Annotated in this window: 13 protein-coding genes and 1 other annotated feature; of the genes, 10 read left to right on the top strand and 3 right to left on the bottom strand. The window is 50.5% G+C overall.

The features are described from left to right. Positions 1–35 precede the first annotated feature (35 nt). Complete coding sequence (locus tag SNR34_RS19300; RefSeq protein ID WP_486179971.1) at positions 36–1,700, top strand: glycoside hydrolase family 13 protein; 1,665 nt, start codon at positions 36–38, stop codon at positions 1,698–1,700. Between the two features lie 177 nt (positions 1,701–1,877). Here SNR34_RS19300 and SNR34_RS19295 read toward each other — a convergent pair whose 3' ends face one another. Beyond that, positions 1,878–2,798, bottom strand: a complete 921-nt coding sequence (locus SNR34_RS19295; RefSeq protein WP_486179970.1) for a DMT family transporter — start codon at positions 2,796–2,798, stop codon at positions 1,878–1,880. Further along, positions 2,795–3,655 (bottom strand): AraC family ligand binding domain-containing protein, encoded by an 861-nt coding sequence (locus SNR34_RS19290; protein ID WP_486179969.1) that lies wholly within the window; start codon positions 3,653–3,655, stop codon positions 2,795–2,797. The genes SNR34_RS19295 and SNR34_RS19290 overlap by 4 nt, the downstream gene beginning before the upstream one ends. Before the next feature lie 159 nt (positions 3,656–3,814). On the opposite strand from SNR34_RS19290, the gene SNR34_RS19285 reads away from it, so the two are divergent. The 9 genes from SNR34_RS19285 to SNR34_RS19245 all read left to right on the top strand — a co-directional run bounded on the left by SNR34_RS19285 (position 3,815) and on the right by SNR34_RS19245 (position 14,110). Continuing rightward, positions 3,815–4,138, top strand: a complete 324-nt coding sequence (locus SNR34_RS19285; RefSeq protein WP_486179968.1) for a Dabb family protein — start codon at positions 3,815–3,817, stop codon at positions 4,136–4,138. After that, positions 4,038–4,481: a hypothetical protein gene (locus SNR34_RS19280; RefSeq protein ID WP_486179967.1), complete on the top strand. Its 444-nt coding sequence runs from the start codon at positions 4,038–4,040 to the stop codon at positions 4,479–4,481. Before SNR34_RS19285 ends, SNR34_RS19280 begins: the two co-directional genes overlap by 101 nt. Positions 4,482–4,703: 222 nt before the next feature. Beyond that, a complete protein-coding gene (locus SNR34_RS19275) occupies positions 4,704–6,026 on the top strand; it encodes a nucleobase:cation symporter-2 family protein (RefSeq protein ID WP_486179966.1) in 1,323 nt (440 codons plus the stop codon). A 234-nt stretch (positions 6,027–6,260) separates the two neighbouring features. Next, positions 6,261–7,733 carry a protein adenylyltransferase SelO gene (locus SNR34_RS19270; protein ID WP_486179965.1) on the top strand — a complete coding sequence of 491 codons (1,473 nt, stop codon included), beginning with the start codon at positions 6,261–6,263 and terminating at the stop codon, positions 7,731–7,733. A gap of 174 nt (positions 7,734–7,907) precedes the next feature. Beyond that, on the top strand, positions 7,908–8,471 hold the full coding sequence (locus SNR34_RS19265; protein ID WP_236412102.1) for a DMP19 family protein: 564 nt from the start codon (positions 7,908–7,910) through the stop codon (positions 8,469–8,471). A gap of 82 nt (positions 8,472–8,553) precedes the next feature. Continuing rightward, positions 8,554–8,780, top strand: a binding site (T-box leader). A 136-nt stretch (positions 8,781–8,916) separates the two neighbouring features. Continuing rightward, positions 8,917–10,179, top strand: coding sequence for a tyrosine--tRNA ligase (tyrS, locus tag SNR34_RS19260; RefSeq protein ID WP_236412103.1), 1,263 nt, complete (start codon positions 8,917–8,919; stop codon positions 10,177–10,179). A gap of 426 nt (positions 10,180–10,605) precedes the next feature. Continuing rightward, on the top strand, positions 10,606–11,529 hold the full coding sequence (locus SNR34_RS19255) for an ABC transporter permease (protein ID WP_486182490.1): 924 nt from the start codon (positions 10,606–10,608) through the stop codon (positions 11,527–11,529). A 13-nt stretch (positions 11,530–11,542) separates the two neighbouring features. Beyond that, positions 11,543–12,451, top strand: coding sequence for a carbohydrate ABC transporter permease (locus tag SNR34_RS19250; RefSeq protein ID WP_236412104.1), 909 nt, complete (start codon positions 11,543–11,545; stop codon positions 12,449–12,451). 39 nt (positions 12,452–12,490) lie between these two features. Next, positions 12,491–14,110, top strand: coding sequence for an extracellular solute-binding protein (locus SNR34_RS19245; RefSeq protein WP_486179964.1), 1,620 nt, complete (start codon positions 12,491–12,493; stop codon positions 14,108–14,110). A 64-nt stretch (positions 14,111–14,174) separates the two neighbouring features. Here the strand turns inward: SNR34_RS19245 and SNR34_RS19240 are convergent, their stop codons facing one another. After that, on the bottom strand, positions 14,175–16,460 hold the full coding sequence (locus SNR34_RS19240) for a helix-turn-helix domain-containing protein (RefSeq protein ID WP_486179963.1): 2,286 nt from the start codon (positions 16,458–16,460) through the stop codon (positions 14,175–14,177). Positions 16,461–16,543: the final 83 nt, after the last annotated feature.

The following is a 16,543-nucleotide window of genomic DNA, read 5'->3' as shown; positions in this document are numbered from 1 at the left end:
AAAGTTTAGTGGTTGAGAAAGAAGGATTGCATCAAATGAAAAAAGTATGGTGGAAAGAAGCCGTAGCTTATCAAATCTATCCAAGAAGCTTTATGGACTCGAATGGGGATGGGATCGGCGACATCAAGGGCATCATTTCAAAACTGGATTATATCCAGGATCTCGGCATTGATCTGATATGGATCTGTCCTATGTATCAGTCGCCCAACGACGATAATGGTTACGACATTAGCGATTACTGTTCCATTATGGGTGAATTCGGCACGATGGAAGACTTTGATCAATTACTGAACGAAGTTCACCGCCGCGGCATGAAACTCATCATGGATCTGGTGATCAATCATACCAGCGACGAACACCCGTGGTTTATGGAATCGAGAGCTTCGCAGGATAACCCCAAACGGGACTGGTACATCTGGAGAGACGGGAAAAACGGGGAAGAACCGAACAACTGGGAGAGCATTTTCGGCGGATCTGCATGGGAATATGACGAGGTGTCGGGACAGTACTATCTTCATCTGTTCTCCAAAAAGCAGCCGGACTTGAACTGGGGAAATGAAGAAGTTCGGAAATCCATTTATGAAATGATGAATTGGTGGCTTGATAAGGGGATTGACGGGTTCCGCGTCGATGCAATCAGCCATATTCATAAAGAAGAGGGCCTGCCGGACATGCCAAACATCGAGGGCGTCAAATACGTCTCTTCTTTTGAAAAACATATGAACGTCAAAGGAATCCAGCGTTATCTGCAAGAAATGAAAGAGGAAACGTTATCCAAGTATGATGTGGTGACCGTTGGGGAAGCGAATGGAGTAAAAGTAGAGGACCAGGAAGATCTGCTGGATTGGATTTGTGAAGTCAGAGGCAAATTCAATATGGTTTTCCAATTTGAACACCTGGACCTTTGGAACAACAGCACGGACAGGCAGCTTGACATTCCCAAATTGAAACACGTCATGACCAAGTGGCAAAAATCGCTTGAAGGCATCGGCTGGAATGCTTTGTTTATTGAAAATCACGATCAGCCTCGCAAAGTTTCGTCTTGGGGGAATGATGCGGAGTATTGGTATGAGAGCGCCACTGCGCTAGGAGGCATGTACTTTTTCATGCAGGGCACGCCCTTCATTTATCAAGGGCAAGAGATTGGAATGACGAATGTGGCTTACCCTTCCATCGATGATTATAACGACGTAGCCGATCGGAATTTATATCAGATCAAACGCGAAGAGGGCATGTCCCATGAGGAAATCATGAACATCATCTGGGCATCGAGCCGCGACAACTCCAGAACGCCGATGCAGTGGTCTTCGGACAAACAAGCCGGGTTCACCACGGGCATCCCGTGGCTAAAGGTGAACGACAATTACGTCGATATTAATGTAGAGAAACAGCTTCAGGAACGACGGTCGATCCTTCACTTTTATAAACAAATGATTCAGCTGCGAAAAGAACACGACGCGCTCATATACGGGACCTATGAGCTTCTTATGCCGGATCATCCAAGCGTATTTGCGTATACCCGTACATTGGCAGACCAACAAGTGCTGGTACTCATTAATCTTACGGGACAAATCGTGGAGCTCGGTGGAGAAGAGAAGTATCCCGACTTTTCGGAGATCTGGCTTACCAACTACGAGGACTGCAGGCTGCCAATGCAGCTGCGACCGTTCGAAACGATCATAGGTTTAACCGGAAAATGAAAAGTACGAAGCGTCGTTACTGCGGCAAAGGCATGAATAGGCTAGCCAGGATACTGGTTAGCCTATTTTGCTCTTTGACGAGGCGTGTGCCAAGAAACAGCCCAACCCATTCGGTCTTCGTTGGGCAGTTCCTTGTGCTCCTTTGTACGCCTTTGCTCAGAGGGAGTCCTTGTTCTTTCATTTTATGGCTCTCAGCCTGGATGCTCGGCCAGTACGGGCGGGACGTTCGGAGAGATACGATCCGACCAGCGTCAACAGTGCGCCGAGAACGGTGCCCCAGGTCAACGGTTCGCGGAGCAGCAGGGTAGACGCGATCACGGTGATTACCGGCACGAGATAGATGTACACGCTTGTTTTCACTGCACCGAGCAAATGAACCGCCCGATTCCAAGTGACAAAGCACAGGGCGGAAGCGCCCAAACCGAGAAATAGCAGGTTGGCCGCGTTAGCGGGCACGAGCAGCCGGGCCGGATCAGGATGAACGCCTTTCAGCCATACCGCCGGGATCATGAACAGCAGCCCATAGCCAAATACTTTGCGCGTTGCGCCGATGGCATGGTAACCAAGCTGGCCGATCTTTCGCATGAGGACCGAATAGAAGGCCCACACCGCAGGTGCAATGAAGGCAAGCAGGTCACCGAGCGGATTGATTTGCAGCACGGTTTGTCCATGAAACGAAATGAGCATAATGCCCATAAGCGCGATGCCGAATCCAAGCATAAAGTTGCGGTTCAATCGTTCCCCGTCCAGCGCGAAATGTGCGATCACCGCGGTGAAGAACGGAGCGATGGATACGATGACGCCTACATTGGAGGCGAGCGTATATTCCAGAGCCACATTTTCAATCAGGAAATATAACGTAACCCCGCACAGCCCGGCTGCCATGAACAGCCGCTCTTCCCGGAAAGAAGCGATCCGCTGGAAGCGTGGATAGATCAACAGCAATGCAGCGTACCCCAGCACAAACCGGAACACCAGAATCTCCACCGGGGTGAAGTCCACGAGCAGCCATTTGGTGGAAATAAACGTTGTGCCCCAGACCAGCATCGTAAACAAGGCCAGCAAATGGCCGGTTGAAGCTTTGGTTGTTTTCGTCATGTCGGATTGCCCGCCTTTTCTGCATGCGGTACCGCTAGTTGTTCGTGATTGAAAATGCGCCGGTATTGTCGCGGCGTCAGCCCGATCAGTTTTTTGAAAAAATTCGTAAAATGGCTTTGATCGCTAAAACCTGTCCTGGCAGCTACTTCCATCGGGAACAATCCCTGTTCGAGCAGCCGCTTTGCGTGATTGATGCGAATGGTCTCCAGGTATCGGTAAGGGGAGATGCCTTTCTGGCGCGTAAACAGCCGCAGCAAATGATATTTGCTCAGGCTTGCCAGATCGGACAACTCGTTTAATGCGATGCTGTCCATGTAATGCGATTCGATATAAGCGCACACGCGCGTAATTTCGGCGGTTTGCTCCTGTTCGGCGTTTGTCCGTTCGGTGTCCGAATGTTCGCTGATCAATTGTTCCAGAAGGACGAGCAGCAGTTCCTCTTTGCAAAAGTCCTGCCGCTCCGCAAGGATCAGGTCATGCAATTCTTGCAGCGTTTCTACCAGCTCGTTCTGGCAAAGGACATGCGTGGTGAATCGGGGCATAACGTCATGCCCGGTCATTTCCGCAGCGTATCGCCGCATCACCTCCGGTTCGATGTTCAAGCAGCGATAGTCGAGCGTCCGGCCGTCCACCTGCTCGCAAGCATGCGGATCACCGGGATTAAAAATAATGATGTCGCCGCTGTTTAACACATATTCTTCCTGGTTGCACACCAGATGGCGTTTGCCGTCTTCGATGAAACCGATCACGTAATAATCGTGAAAATGGTTCGGAAATTTCTGCATGATACCCTCGAAGCGGTAAGCTTCCAACTGCAGATCGGGATCGTATACGACGGTTCGCACTTCGCGAGTCACATGCTGCACCTTCTTTCAAATGATGTTTCTGCCATTATAAACGAAATCCTCTCCCGTGTTCTTGGATGATATTGCTTCATGTTAGATGTGTTTTGCCTGCCTGAGCATACGCTATTTATAATGAATATTAATGAAAGATTCCCGGCATAGTGGAATTGAGTGCAGGCGTTAACGTCACGGAAGAAACGGAAAAATATCCACGGATATACCATTGGCTTGAGGGTGATATTTGAAAATCAAAACGCGCTGCGCGCTTATTGCCCCCATCCGGCACATCAGGCCTTCGTGTCCGTACTGGATGGAGCAGCGTCATCGTATCCGATTACCCGATTGCTGAACAAGAGAAGGGAAGTGCTGTTGAATGATGATGAACACCCGCTCCGTGCGACTGGAGGATCTGAGCAAGCTCGAATACAGCGTACGCATTGGCAAAGTATCCGCAGAAAGTTACCGATCCATCATGATTTTGTCCTTCAAAGGTGAGTACGGTTTCGGCAGCAGAGGCAATAGCGATGCCAGATACATGAGCGCCATCGGCAAGGCCGTTTTGGACGCCTGGGCTCCCTGGGGATTGGTCATCGATTTGAGCGAGCTCAAGTACGAATGGGGAGACGAACTGGATCGCGTGTTCGACATCGGGAGCGAGCTGGCGAGAATCAAACCGTTCCCGGTGGCTTTGACCGTTGGACCGGCTTCAGAGGAGGCGGTGCGCACGCTTATTTTGGGTATCGGCGCTAAGGAAACCATCGAGGATATCGGTTGGGTATTTCGCAGCATCGAGGAAGGTTGGACCTATGTTGCAAATCAGTTAGAGCCAAAGGATTAATGGTTCGTTCAATATACATAGGAATCGATGTCAGATAATATAACTTGGATTTCGGGATTTATTGTTAAGAACGCCTAAGTGGTGTGTCTTTCTTTATCTCCTCCAACAATTCTCCATGCCACCTGCTCGAAATCTTCCGAATTGTTTATATAATGTGAACTAACATAACGGCGTTTCTTCAAAGAGGTTCACGGATAATGATCATTCGGGGGGAAAGCTTTCATGAACGAAACGAAAAAAATGAACATTTTTTCATTGGGAATCCAGCATGTCCTGGCCATGTATGCCGGGGCGATTCTGGTTCCGCTGCTGGTCGGACGGGCGTTGAACCTGACGGCAGAACAACTCGCTTACCTGGTCTCCATCGATCTGCTGACCTGCGGAATCGCGACATGGCTGCAAGCGCGGAAAGGCAAGGTTCTGGGCATAGGTTTGCCGGCAGTGCTTGGAAGTTCCTTCGTGGCGGTTACACCGATGATCGCAATCGGCAAACAGTACGGGATTCCGGCCATCTACGGCTCCATTATCGCGGCAGGCCTCTTCATTATGATCTGTGCGACCTTCTTCAGCAAAATCGTGAAACTGTTTCCGCCGGTCGTGATCGGTACGGTAGTGACCATTATCGGCCTTGCGCTTATTCCGACCGGCATCCGCAATATGGCGGGCGGCAGCGGAAGCGAGGATTTCGGGGGACTCAGCCACCTTGCACTTTCCTTCGGGGTATTGATTTTCATCCTGATCCTCCACCGTTATGCGCGCGGATTTGTCAAATCGTTGGCTGTTCTGCTCGGCATCATTGCGGGAACCCTGGTCGCTGTCCTGATGGGCAAAGTCAATGTTGCTCCCGTGCTCGAAGCTTCCTGGTTTCGCCTGCCACAGCCGTTCTATTTCGGATGGCCGACCTTTGAATTCGGTCCGATCCTGACGATGATTATCGTGGGCATGGTGGTTATCATCGAATCGACGGGTGTGTTCATGGCGCTCGGCAAAATTTGCGACCAACCCATCACCGATAAAGATCTTGCCCGCGGATACCGTGCGGAAGGTCTGGCTTTTGTGCTAGGGGGCATCTTCAATGCTTTTCCGTACAATACGTTTGCCCAGAACGTGGGTCTCGTTCAACTCTCCCGGGTGAAGACGACCAATGTCGTCGTGGCGGCAGGCGGCATCCTTGTTTTCCTCGGTTTGATCCCGAAAATCGCCGCTTTCGCAACCATTATCCCGAGTGCCGTGCTAGGCGGGGCAACGGTTGTGCTGTTCGGCATGGTAGTGTCGTCCGGCGTTAAAATGCTGCAATCCGTTGACTTCAGCAAACAGTCGAACTTGCTGATCCTCGCGTGCTCGGTGTCGCTTGGCCTCGGGGTGACGGCAGTTCCCGACTTGTTTGCCCAGCTGCCGCAAGCGATCCGCATCATCGTCAGCGATGGCATCATTACAGGCAGTTTGTCTGCCATTCTGCTCAACGTATTTTTCAATCTCGGCATCAAAAAAGAAAGCATTCCGCTTCAGTCGTCCCCTTCGCAGGCGAACGAAGCACATTCTTGACGTTGAATTAAGCGCACATAAAGCATCGTTTTCCATTCAGTCGGCTTGCTAAAAGTTCATCGCGTTCTTCAGAGCGCGCATGGACTTTTTGCTTTTTGAAAGGTCATATTGAAAAGTTCAATAAGCCGAACCATGCAAAAATAAGGCAAATATGCTACAGTTTTTTCATGACCGCCGTAAACGATGAATGTTATGAGGAACCATATCGAACAATATAACAAAGGAGAGGTGATCATGATGCAGAAGCAACTGATGGATGCCGGATGGAATCTGGACAATAGCTATGCCAGGCTGCCATCCGTTTTTTATACGAAGCAATCCGCCCAGCCCGTTGCTCGCCCCAAATTATTGGTGTTGAATGACGCGTTAGCGGCATCGCTCGGGTTGAATGCAGACCTGCTGGAACAGGAGGAAAACGTCGAAATCTTTGCGGGCAACCGAAATCCGGTCGGATCGGAGCCGTTGGCGCAGGCTTATGCAGGGCATCAATTCGGCCATTTCAACAGGTTGGGCGATGGACGTGCGCTGCTCATCGGTGAACAGCTGACGCCGGCCGGCGAACGAATGGACATTCAGTTAAAAGGGTCCGGCGTTACGCCGTATTCCCGCGCGGGGGACGGAAGAGCCGCGATCGGGCCGATGCTGCGCGAATATATCATTAGCGAAGCGATGCAAGCGCTGGGCGTTCCGACAACCCGTATTTTGGCCGTGGTATCCACGGGCGAAACGATCTATCGCGAGACGGAGCGGCCGGGTGCCGTTCTGACGAGAGTGGCGGCAAGCCACTTGCGCGTTGGGACGTTCCAATATGCAGCCGCTCTGGGCAATGTGGATGACCTTAGAGCATTGGCCGATTATGCCATTCAGCGGCATTATGCCGAACTGGCAGCAGACGATGACAGGTATTTGCGTTTGCTCGAAAACGTTATACGGCGTCAAGCTGCCTTAATTGCGAAATGGCAGCAAATCGGTTTTATCCACGGCGTGATGAATACGGACAACATGACGATCAGCGGCGAGACGATCGACTATGGCCCTTGTGCTTTTATGGATAACTATAATCCGGCGACGGTGTTCAGTTCGATTGATACCCAGGGACGTTATGCTTACAGCAATCAGCCTTATATCGGAGGCTGGAATTTGGCGCGCTTTGCGGAATCGCTGCTGCCATTGCTGCATACTGACGAAGAACAGGCCGTGCAAATGGCACAGGATGCCATCTCTTCCTTTTCCGAATTGTATCATCATCATTGGTTGGCGGGTATGCGTACCAAGTTGGGGCTGTTTAACGCAGAAGCGGCGGACGAAGAACTGGTCAAAGACTTGCTGGACCTCATGGAGAAACACCAGGCTGATTACACGAACACGTTCGTGGCACTAACCTTTGGGCAGGCGGTCGGTCATGGGCTGAGCGACGATGCGGAATTTGCGAATTGGCATGCACGCTGGCAAGCCAGACTCGCGAGACAGGAACAGGGCCCGGAGGCCGTGCGCGAACAGATGAGCAAGACCAATCCTGCGATCATTCCGCGCAATCATCGGGTGGAGGAAGCGTTGGAGCGCGCAGAGCAGCATGGCGATTACAGCGTGATGAACAAGCTGCTTGCCGTGTTGAAGAATCCCTATGCCCATAGTTCCGAACAGGCGGAGTACGCCGCTGCACCCATGGCTTGCGACCCGAACTATCGCACGTTCTGCGGTACCTAACGAACGAGGCGGATAGCTTGGAGGGAGGAAGCCGTTTGTCAGAGCTGCGAAGCTTGTCCCGGTTGCGGGAGAAGGTATTAGCCTTGTTCGGATTTCACGGACTTTCCTAGTGAACAGATGGAGGGTTATGTCAATCGCAGATTTTCGACATTTCGGGAAGATGGCGCCCCTTGTGTGAAGGTATCCGATCAGGGATTTGTCGTTCGCATCCATGAACGGGGCAGCGAGGTGTACGAACGACAACTGGACGATAAAGATGTGGTTCTCTATTGGGGAGGGATCATTCTGTTGGACAATAACGATATACATGATTTGTGGTACGACTATGCCATCGCTTTCGTAAGCTTGAAAAACAACTCCGCACGGGGATGGGGCGACCTCACGCCAGAACAACAGGAAATCGCCGCATTGTGGCTGCTGGAGGCGGATGTGTTCAACGGCGGTTTTGTGCAGTTTTTTTGCAATTGGGGGGAGGAAGCGCTGGTCCATGCGGTTCGTGCGCTGCAAACGATCGGAGCCGCAGACGAGCTAACCTACGTGAACGCTTGTTTCGATTGCATCCGACATCTGGAGAACGATGAACGCCTGACGGAACTGTGGGATATCCCCCGGTTTCTGACGGACCAGGAGGAGCAGCAGTTGGATACGCTGGATCAACGGTTCTGGAACGGAGAAAGCCAAATTGCCCCCAAGGCGTATGAACATTACGCCAGAACGTTGAAAATCGCCGTTCCATAATACTTGGTATGGCAACATTCCATTGAGGAAAACGGCTTGCAAACGTTCAAACGTTCGGATATACTGTCTATAATCTGAAACATGAATTACGTTGAAGGAGCGCAGTAGCAGCTTTGTCCCTGTTTCCAGAAAGTCAGGGGTTGATGGAACCTGACACATACAAGGACTGCGAAGTACACTCTGGAGTATCTTGGGTAATGCCAAGCGGGTTTGGCGAACGTTATTTCGTCATAAGTGGTATGGGCAGCGTGCAACGTCAGGCTGTTCATGCAAACTGGGTGGTACCACGGTTATTCAATCGTCCCTGTGTCTGCGTGCAGACCGGGTGGCGATTTTTTTGTTTTTTGGCCATGGACAGGTAGCTTGCCGTGGCAAAGTTCTGCGCAGTGTGTCTTCATCACGCGTATTCATGATTTCTTTAACTTTAGAAAAGGGGTTGTTTGTGTTGAATATTTTGGACGAACTGCAATGGCGCGATGCCATTAACCAGCAAACGGATGCGGAGGGCCTGCGCGAGCTGGTCGAATCGAAATCCATTTCGCTGTACTGCGGCGTTGACCCTACCGGCGACAGCATGCATATCGGACATCTTATTCCGTTCATGATGCTCAAGCGTTTCCAATTAGCAGGGCATCGTCCGGTCATTCTGATCGGCGGCGCAACCGGCACGATCGGAGACCCGAGCGGGCGCCAGTCCGAACGTTCCTTGCAAACGCTGGAACAGGTGCAGGAGAACGTAAACGCCTTGACGGCACAGATGAAAAAATTGTTCATTACGGAAGGCGACAATCAGGTACGCCTGGTGAACAACTACGACTGGACGCACAAAATCAATGTGATCGAATTTTTGCGCGACTACGGCAAAAACTTCAACCTGAACACGATGCTTGCGAAGGATGTCGTGGCGAGCAGACTGGAAGGCGGCATCTCCTTCACGGAATTCTCGTACCAGATCCTGCAATCGCTCGATTACCTGCATTTGTTCCAAAACGAAGACGTGCAGCTGCAAATCGGCGGTTCCGACCAATGGGGCAACATTACAAGCGGTCTTGACCTGATCCGCAAAAAAGAAGGCCCTGATGCCAAAGCGTTTGGTTTGACCATCCCGCTGATGCTCAAAGCGGACGGAACGAAATTCGGCAAATCGGCCGGGGGCTCGATCTGGCTGGATCCAAACAAAACGACGCCGTTCGAATTCTACCAGTTCTGGGCGAATACCGATGATCGCGACGTCATCAAATACTTGAAATACTTTACGTTCTTGTCCAAAGAAGAAATCGAAGCGTTGGCGGAAAAAGTGGAAACCGAGCCGCACAAACGCGAGGCGCAAAAGGCGCTTGCCGAAGAAATGACCCGTTTCGTGCATGGCGAAGAAATGCTGGAACAAGCCAAGCGCATTACCGCCGCATTGTTCAGCGGCGACATTCGCTCGCTGACAGCGGACGAGATCGAGCAAGGCTTTAAGGAAATGCCAACGTTCGAAACCAACGGCGAGGCGAAGAACATCGTTGACTGGCTTGTGGATCTTGGTCTGGAGCCATCCAAACGCCAAGCCCGCGAAGACATCACGAAGGGTGCCATCTCCATGAACGGGGAGAAAGTAACCGAGCTCGACTTCACCATTTCGGCAGAGCATGCCATCGGCGGCAAGTTTATCATTATCCGCAAAGGCAAAAAGAATTACAGCCTTGTGAAGCTGCAGGGGTAAGCATTCGATTCATGTGCTGAGGCCATGTTCCATTTGGAACATGGCTTTTGTTACGTCTTATTCATGTTTTGTTTATGTGATATAACCTGTCGCTATACGTTCATTATTATCGGCGCAATGTAAAATCATCGCCATCTAGATCAACAACTCCGCATTCTTTCAATTGCCATTTTTCCACTTCGGGAAATTGTAACCGCTTCCTTTTGAGCGAAAACAACACATTCACCAATGGTCAAAATGATGCCGCAACGACGGGAAGCGTTGATGCATCAAGGGTGGGGGATGCGCTAAAATCACATGTTTACGAAAAAAAGCATGATCCACTATCGTTAACATGAAGGTGCGCAAGCAAAGCTGACATGTAAACCAAGCAGAGGGAGGCGATCCGGCGTGCAGGAAGTCAATCCGATCCATCGGCAGGAGGTCCTGAACAGGGCCAAGATCAACAAGAAACGATGGAAGAAGGTCTGGAAAAACTGGGAGCTCTATCTGTTCATTGCGCCGGCATTTTTGTATTTCCTTATTTTCCATTACGGACCGATGTACGGCATCCAGATTGCGTTCAAAAATTACAATCCGGCCCGCGGTATTTTTGGAAGCGCATGGACGGGTTTCGATCACTTCAACCGTTTTTTTGATTCGTATTATTTTTGGGACTTGATGTGGAACACGCTGGCGATCAGTTTGTATGAGCTGGCGGTTGGTTTTCCGATCCCGATCATTTTGGCGCTGGCCTTCAATGAACTGAAACACAAACGTTTCAAAAAATGGGTGCAAACGGTCACTTACGCGCCGCATTTCATCTCCATCGTAGTGATGGTCGGCATGATCATTGCTTTCCTGTCGCCGTCCACAGGCATCGTTATTCGTTTGATCGAATGGGTGGGCATCGATGCACCTGCTTTTCTGACAAGCCCGGCCTGGTTCAAGACGGTCTACGTTCTCTCTGGCGTATGGCAGAGCGCAGGGTGGGGCACGATCATTTATCTTGCCGCCTTGTCAGCCGTCGACCCGGGCCTTCATGAAGCGGCGATCATTGACGGAGCGAACCGGATGCAGCGCATTCGTCACATCAACATTCCCGTGCTGGTGCCAACGATGACCATTTTGCTCATTCTGAATATGGGAAGTTTGCTGGGCGTGGGGTTTGAGAAAATTCTTTTAATGCAAAACCCGTTAAACATGGAGTCGTCCGATGTGATTTCAACATTCGTCTACCGCTCCGGTCTGGAAAATGCACAATACAGCTTCTCCACCGCCGTCGGGTTGTTCAATTCCGTCATTAACGCGATTCTGCTCATTACGGTCAATCAAGTCGTGCGCAAAACGAGTGAGAACAGTCTGTGGTAAAGGAGGTAGCAGAATGACAACAGGCATCAAAGAAACGAGGCAAGACCGGATTTTTCTGACACTGAATTATATTTTCGTCACCATCGCGTTTCTGCTTGTTGCTTATCCGTTGGCATACATGATCAGTGCTTCGATCAGCAATCCCAAAGAGGTCGCTTCCGGTGCGATGTGGCTCTTTCCCAAGGACATTACGTTCGAAGGGTACCAGAGAGTGCTTCAGGATCAGAGGATCTGGTCAGGTTACGCAAACACCATTTTATATACGGTCGTGGGTACGGCAGTGAATCTCATGGTCACCATTCCGGCGGCTTATGCGCTTAGCAGAAAGGATTTCGTTGGCCGAGGTTTTTTTATGGGCATGTTCATGGTCACGATGTTTTTTGGCGGCGGGCTTGTTCCGAGTTATCTGTTGATCAAAGGGTTGGGACTGATTGACAGCATGTGGGCATTGATTCTGCCTTCCGCGGCCTCGGTATGGAACATTATCGTTACCCGTACCTTCTTTCAAGGAACCATCCCCGGCGAGCTTCAAGAAGCCGCCCAGATTGACGGATGTTCCAATTTCAAGCTGTTTTTTAGCATCGTCCTGCCCTTGTCGATGCCGATCATTGCCGTTATGGCTCTCTTCTATGGCGTCGGACACTGGAACAGTTACTTTTCGGCGATGATTTATTTGAACGATTCGGCAAAATACCCGCTGCAGCTCGTGCTGAGGCAGATTCTCGTTCTTCAGGAAATGTCTGCCCAAGGCTCCGGCATGATGGACGGATCTTCCGCTTCCGCGCTCAACAACAAAGCGGAGGTAGCAGCGCTCGTCCGTTACGCGGTCATTATTGTGTCGACGCTGCCGGTGATTATCGTATATCCGTTTTTGCAACGCTACTTCGTCCAGGGTGTCATGATCGGTTCGGTTAAAGGCTGATCTATACCAAATAAATCATCCAGAAAGGGAGTTGTTGTCATGAAAGGAGTTCGCAAGAAGTCGACGGTTCTGCTCAGTTTGACGTTAGTTGCCAGTTTGCTGGCTGCATGCGGGAATGCCTCTGACGGTGGTTCAACCGCCGAACCGGGGACGCCGGAGGAGACAGGGGTGAAGCAGGAAGGTTTTCCGATCGTTGACGAGCCGATTACATTGACCATGATGTCCCAGGATGTGGGTGTCGCGGATTGGAACACCATGCCTGTCATTCAGGAAGCCGAGAAGCTGACGAACATTAAATTTGAATTCCGACTCACGCCCATAGACAGCTTCGCCACAAAGAAAAACCTCGTTTTTGCCAGCGGCGATTTGCCCGACGTGCTCTACGGTGCGGATCTGACGCCAGCAGAACAGGTTACTTACGGAACCCAAGGCTCGCTGATTGCGCTTGAACCGTACATTGACGGAGGATATGCGCCAAACCTCAAAAAACTCTTCGATGAAAATCCGGACATTCGCAAATCATTCACAACACCCGAAGGTCACATATATGCGCTCCCCTTCATCGACAGTGCAGCCGTCTGGTATCGCAGTCCGATGTGGTATAACGGCAAAATGCTCGAAGCGCTTGGTGTAAAAGAACTTCCGCAGACGACGGAGGAACTGTACGAATTTCTGAAAAGAGTGAAGACCGAGGATCCGAACGGAAACGGGCAAGCCGACGAAATTCCGCTCACTTCCGTGAAATTGGATGATCTGCGAATGTACTTTTTAGGCTTCTGGGGAATGTATGATCCGGTTGTATATGTCGATAAGCAGGACAATGTTTTTTATACACCGATGCAGGAAGGATACAAAGGTTATTTGGAGTTCATGAACCGTCTGTGGAAGGAAGAGTTATTGGATCATGAAACGTTCTCCCAAACGCCTGAGCAGAAAAAAGCCAAAGGAGAAAACAATCAAATCGCGCTCTTTAACGATTATTATTCCTATTTTACATTGGGCGGCGATCCGAATGAAGCGATGAAAAATCCGCTCATGACACCGGTAGCCAGCGAGATTGAAGGTTCGCCCGTTTACGGCATGCACCCTGGACTCTCGGCTAACGGAACGTTTGCCATTACCAGCGTGAATGAACATCCGGAAGCGACGATGCGTTGGATCGACTATTTGTATTCGATTGAGGGCCAAACCCTATTTAACCAAGGCCCGGAAGGCACGCTTTGGAAGTATACCAACAAAGCTACGTATGAAAAAGAATGGCTGCCTGTCCCGGGAGGCGGCGACCGCGAAGAGTACAGAGGCACGATTACGCCGAACTTCGGCATGCTGACGCCAGGACACAACTCGCCCGAACTGACGAATGGCCTGACCACGGAATTCGATGAATGGATCAAGAAAGAAAACGAAGCGAAGCTGATCCCGATCGGCAAAGCGCCATATCCTAACGCCTATTTGACCAACGAACAGCAGGATGAAGCTTCAGCGTTGCTGTCGGACCTGAGTACGTATGTCAAACAAATGGAAGCGAAGTTTGTGACCGGAGAAGTGCCGATGTCCGAATGGGACAGCTATGTAGCCCAGATGAAAAAGATGGGCGGGGACCGCATCCAGGAAATTTATCAGGAAGTTTACGATACTTGGAATGCAGCCGGTCAATAAAAAGTAAAAAGAAGCCAACATTCGCGGACAGTGCAGCCCGTCTGCATGTTGGCTTTCCTGTCCGTCAACTCGCAGATCCGCTCTCCGCATCGCTTGCCGTGACGCGATGGAGCTTGCGATATTGACCTGGCGTAAGTCCGGTCTCCTTTTTGAATTTGCGGATAAAGTTCGGCGTATCCAAGTAACCAACCTCCTGAATGAGGTCTTTAATGGGAGTATCCGTTGTTTTCAACTGATGCACGACCATGTCCAGCCGCTTTTGCCAAATATATTGCAGGAAATTGATGCCCGTCTTTTCTTTGAAGAAACGGCTGACGTGCGAGGGCGAAATTTCAAACTCGTAAGCAAGGGTATCCAGACTTAAACTGTGTTCCCTGTAATGTGCATCGATATAGTTAACGATCCGATCGATCAACGATTGCTCTTCTTGCAGAGCCCCTTGCTGCACTTCGGCACAAATTTGCGAAGCCAGGGACAGCAGCATGGATTCCAGCTCCTTCAGCGAACCGCCGACCGTCATGTCGGGAGTCAGTCGTTGTATCAGTTGATAGTCGCCAAGCTCTGAAGCGGTCTTCAACACCGTGTTCAGCAAATCAAAGCTGACGCAACGCAGAATCAGCGCCGGCTGCATGGACGATTGCAGGTTTTCTATGGAAGAGCGTATCGTCCGTGACGCGATCTCCACATTGCCTTGCTTCAAGCTTTGGGCCAGTTTCAGATGGGTCTGGTTCGAGATCCAGTAGGAAGGAGTTGTGTCCTTAGACATTTCTTCGAACAATGCGGAAGCCCCGCGGTCACCCGGAACGAGCAGATCAAAGGCGGAGCAGGCCTCGATGTACGACTGATTCAGCTCATGCAGCTGTCGATAAATGCTTCCGGCGCCAATCATCGGTGCAATGGAGTGCGATTCAACGAGCATGCGCTGCACGTGTTCCATCGTTTGCTTCATTTGAACGGTCTCGTCTAGTCCCGCTACTGCATCGAAATTCATGATGATGCCGAATCGGTCCAGCTGCGGCAGTTCAACGCCATACCCGGTAGCGCACATATCAGGCATATCGATATGGGCAAGTGTGCTTGCAATCCGGCGACGGTGCTCCCGATCGGCATTGGATTCGTTCCAGCCGACAACCATGACGAATAAATACTTCTTGTTCAGTTTCAGATCGAAGAGCTGCATCATTTCAGGTGAAACCAGCTCCGGGTTGCCGGATTTGATGAGCGTGGACAAATATTGATTGCGGGCGAACGGTTCCTGCATATCAATCCGGGAACTGAAATCTTGCAGTGCAGTGTGTATTCGCTGCAGTTCGTTCCCGTAACCGATTGTTTCTTCGCCATTCTTCTTCGGAACGCGGGATGAAACAAACTCAACCAATGCTGAGATGGGCTGATACTGCATTTTGGCAAGCACCAATGCGATAACCGCTCCGACAAGCAGTACGACTCCGATGATCATCAGCATGACATCCCGAACGTTAAGCACGCTGCTGAAAAATTGGGAGCTGGGCATGACGGTCATGTACGTCCAGCCATTGGTTTCGGATTGTACGGCGACAATGGAATAGGCTTTACCATCCAGTGCTCGTTCTTGTATGCCTGGAACCATCTGATTCAACAACATTTCTGAAGCCTCTGCGCTTAGCGTATCGCCTTGATGGTTGGCCGCAAGTACTTGCCCTTCTCCGTCAAGTACAAAGGTTAAGCCTTGATAACTTCCAAGGACGGAATCCATCAAATCGGTAATCGCCGACTCCTTGATGAAGTACATCACGGTTGCATGCGGGTTCAAGCTGTTGGGTGTAATCGGGATCAGATAAGCCAGTTTGCGGTCTTGCAAGCCTTCTTTAATGCTGAACGTATCGGCGGGTCTTACCATCGGATGTTTGATTTCATTCAGATCATGCTGCAAGGACGTTTTGTCCCAATTAGCGAAGCCAAGATTGCGCGCAAATACGTCGAAGTCGGTAAGTCCTTTGCTGGAGTAAATATGTTTGCCGTTATGGAAGTACAGATAGATTTCATCCATGATGGAGCTGGTGGCTTTGTATTGATCCAATGCGCGAATCGCTTCCGGGCTGGTCAGCGTTTGAGTCGCCTTATAATGGGACAGCCGATGATCGTACGAAATCCGGGAAGCAATATCGCTGAGCTCTTTCATGCGGCTATCGATCGTCGTTTTGGTTTGTGAGAGTTGGGCCAGCCGTGAGTTTTCGATCTCGGTCCGGAGCGTCTTCACGGCATTTTCATAGATGAATATGGTCATGAGCACCAGGGGGATCAGCAGAATGAGCAGGTAAGAACAGATGTATTTGAGGAACAGCCTGGATTTGAAATAGTTTATTCTCAAGTGAAAGCGACTCCTTTCCATTGGGAAATGGTCATTTCTCCTTAAATGATAGCAATATTGAAACGGTTTGCACACCAATTATT

The sequence above is a fragment of the Paenibacillus sp. XP01 genome, assembly GCF_057364885.1.
Note: the sequence above shows the minus strand (reverse complement) of the source record. Positions and strands in the feature narration are given on the sequence as shown.

What these genes read in the sequence shown, in the direction of transcription:
- SNR34_RS19300 (WP_486179971.1), top strand. Translation starts at nt 36, where the DNA reads ATGAAAAAAGTATGGTGGAAAGAAGCCGTAGCTTATCAAATCTATCCA.
- SNR34_RS19250 (WP_236412104.1), top strand. Translation starts at nt 11,543, where the DNA reads ATGACAACAGGCATCAAAGAAACGAGGCAAGACCGGATTTTTCTGACA.
- SNR34_RS19275 (WP_486179966.1), top strand. Translation starts at nt 4,704, where the DNA reads ATGAACGAAACGAAAAAAATGAACATTTTTTCATTGGGAATCCAGCAT.
- SNR34_RS19270 (WP_486179965.1), top strand. Translation starts at nt 6,261, where the DNA reads ATGATGCAGAAGCAACTGATGGATGCCGGATGGAATCTGGACAATAGC.
- SNR34_RS19295 (WP_486179970.1), bottom strand. Translation starts at nt 2,798, where the DNA reads ATGACGAAAACAACCAAAGCTTCAACCGGCCATTTGCTGGCCTTGTTT.
- SNR34_RS19245 (WP_486179964.1), top strand. Translation starts at nt 12,491, where the DNA reads ATGAAAGGAGTTCGCAAGAAGTCGACGGTTCTGCTCAGTTTGACGTTA.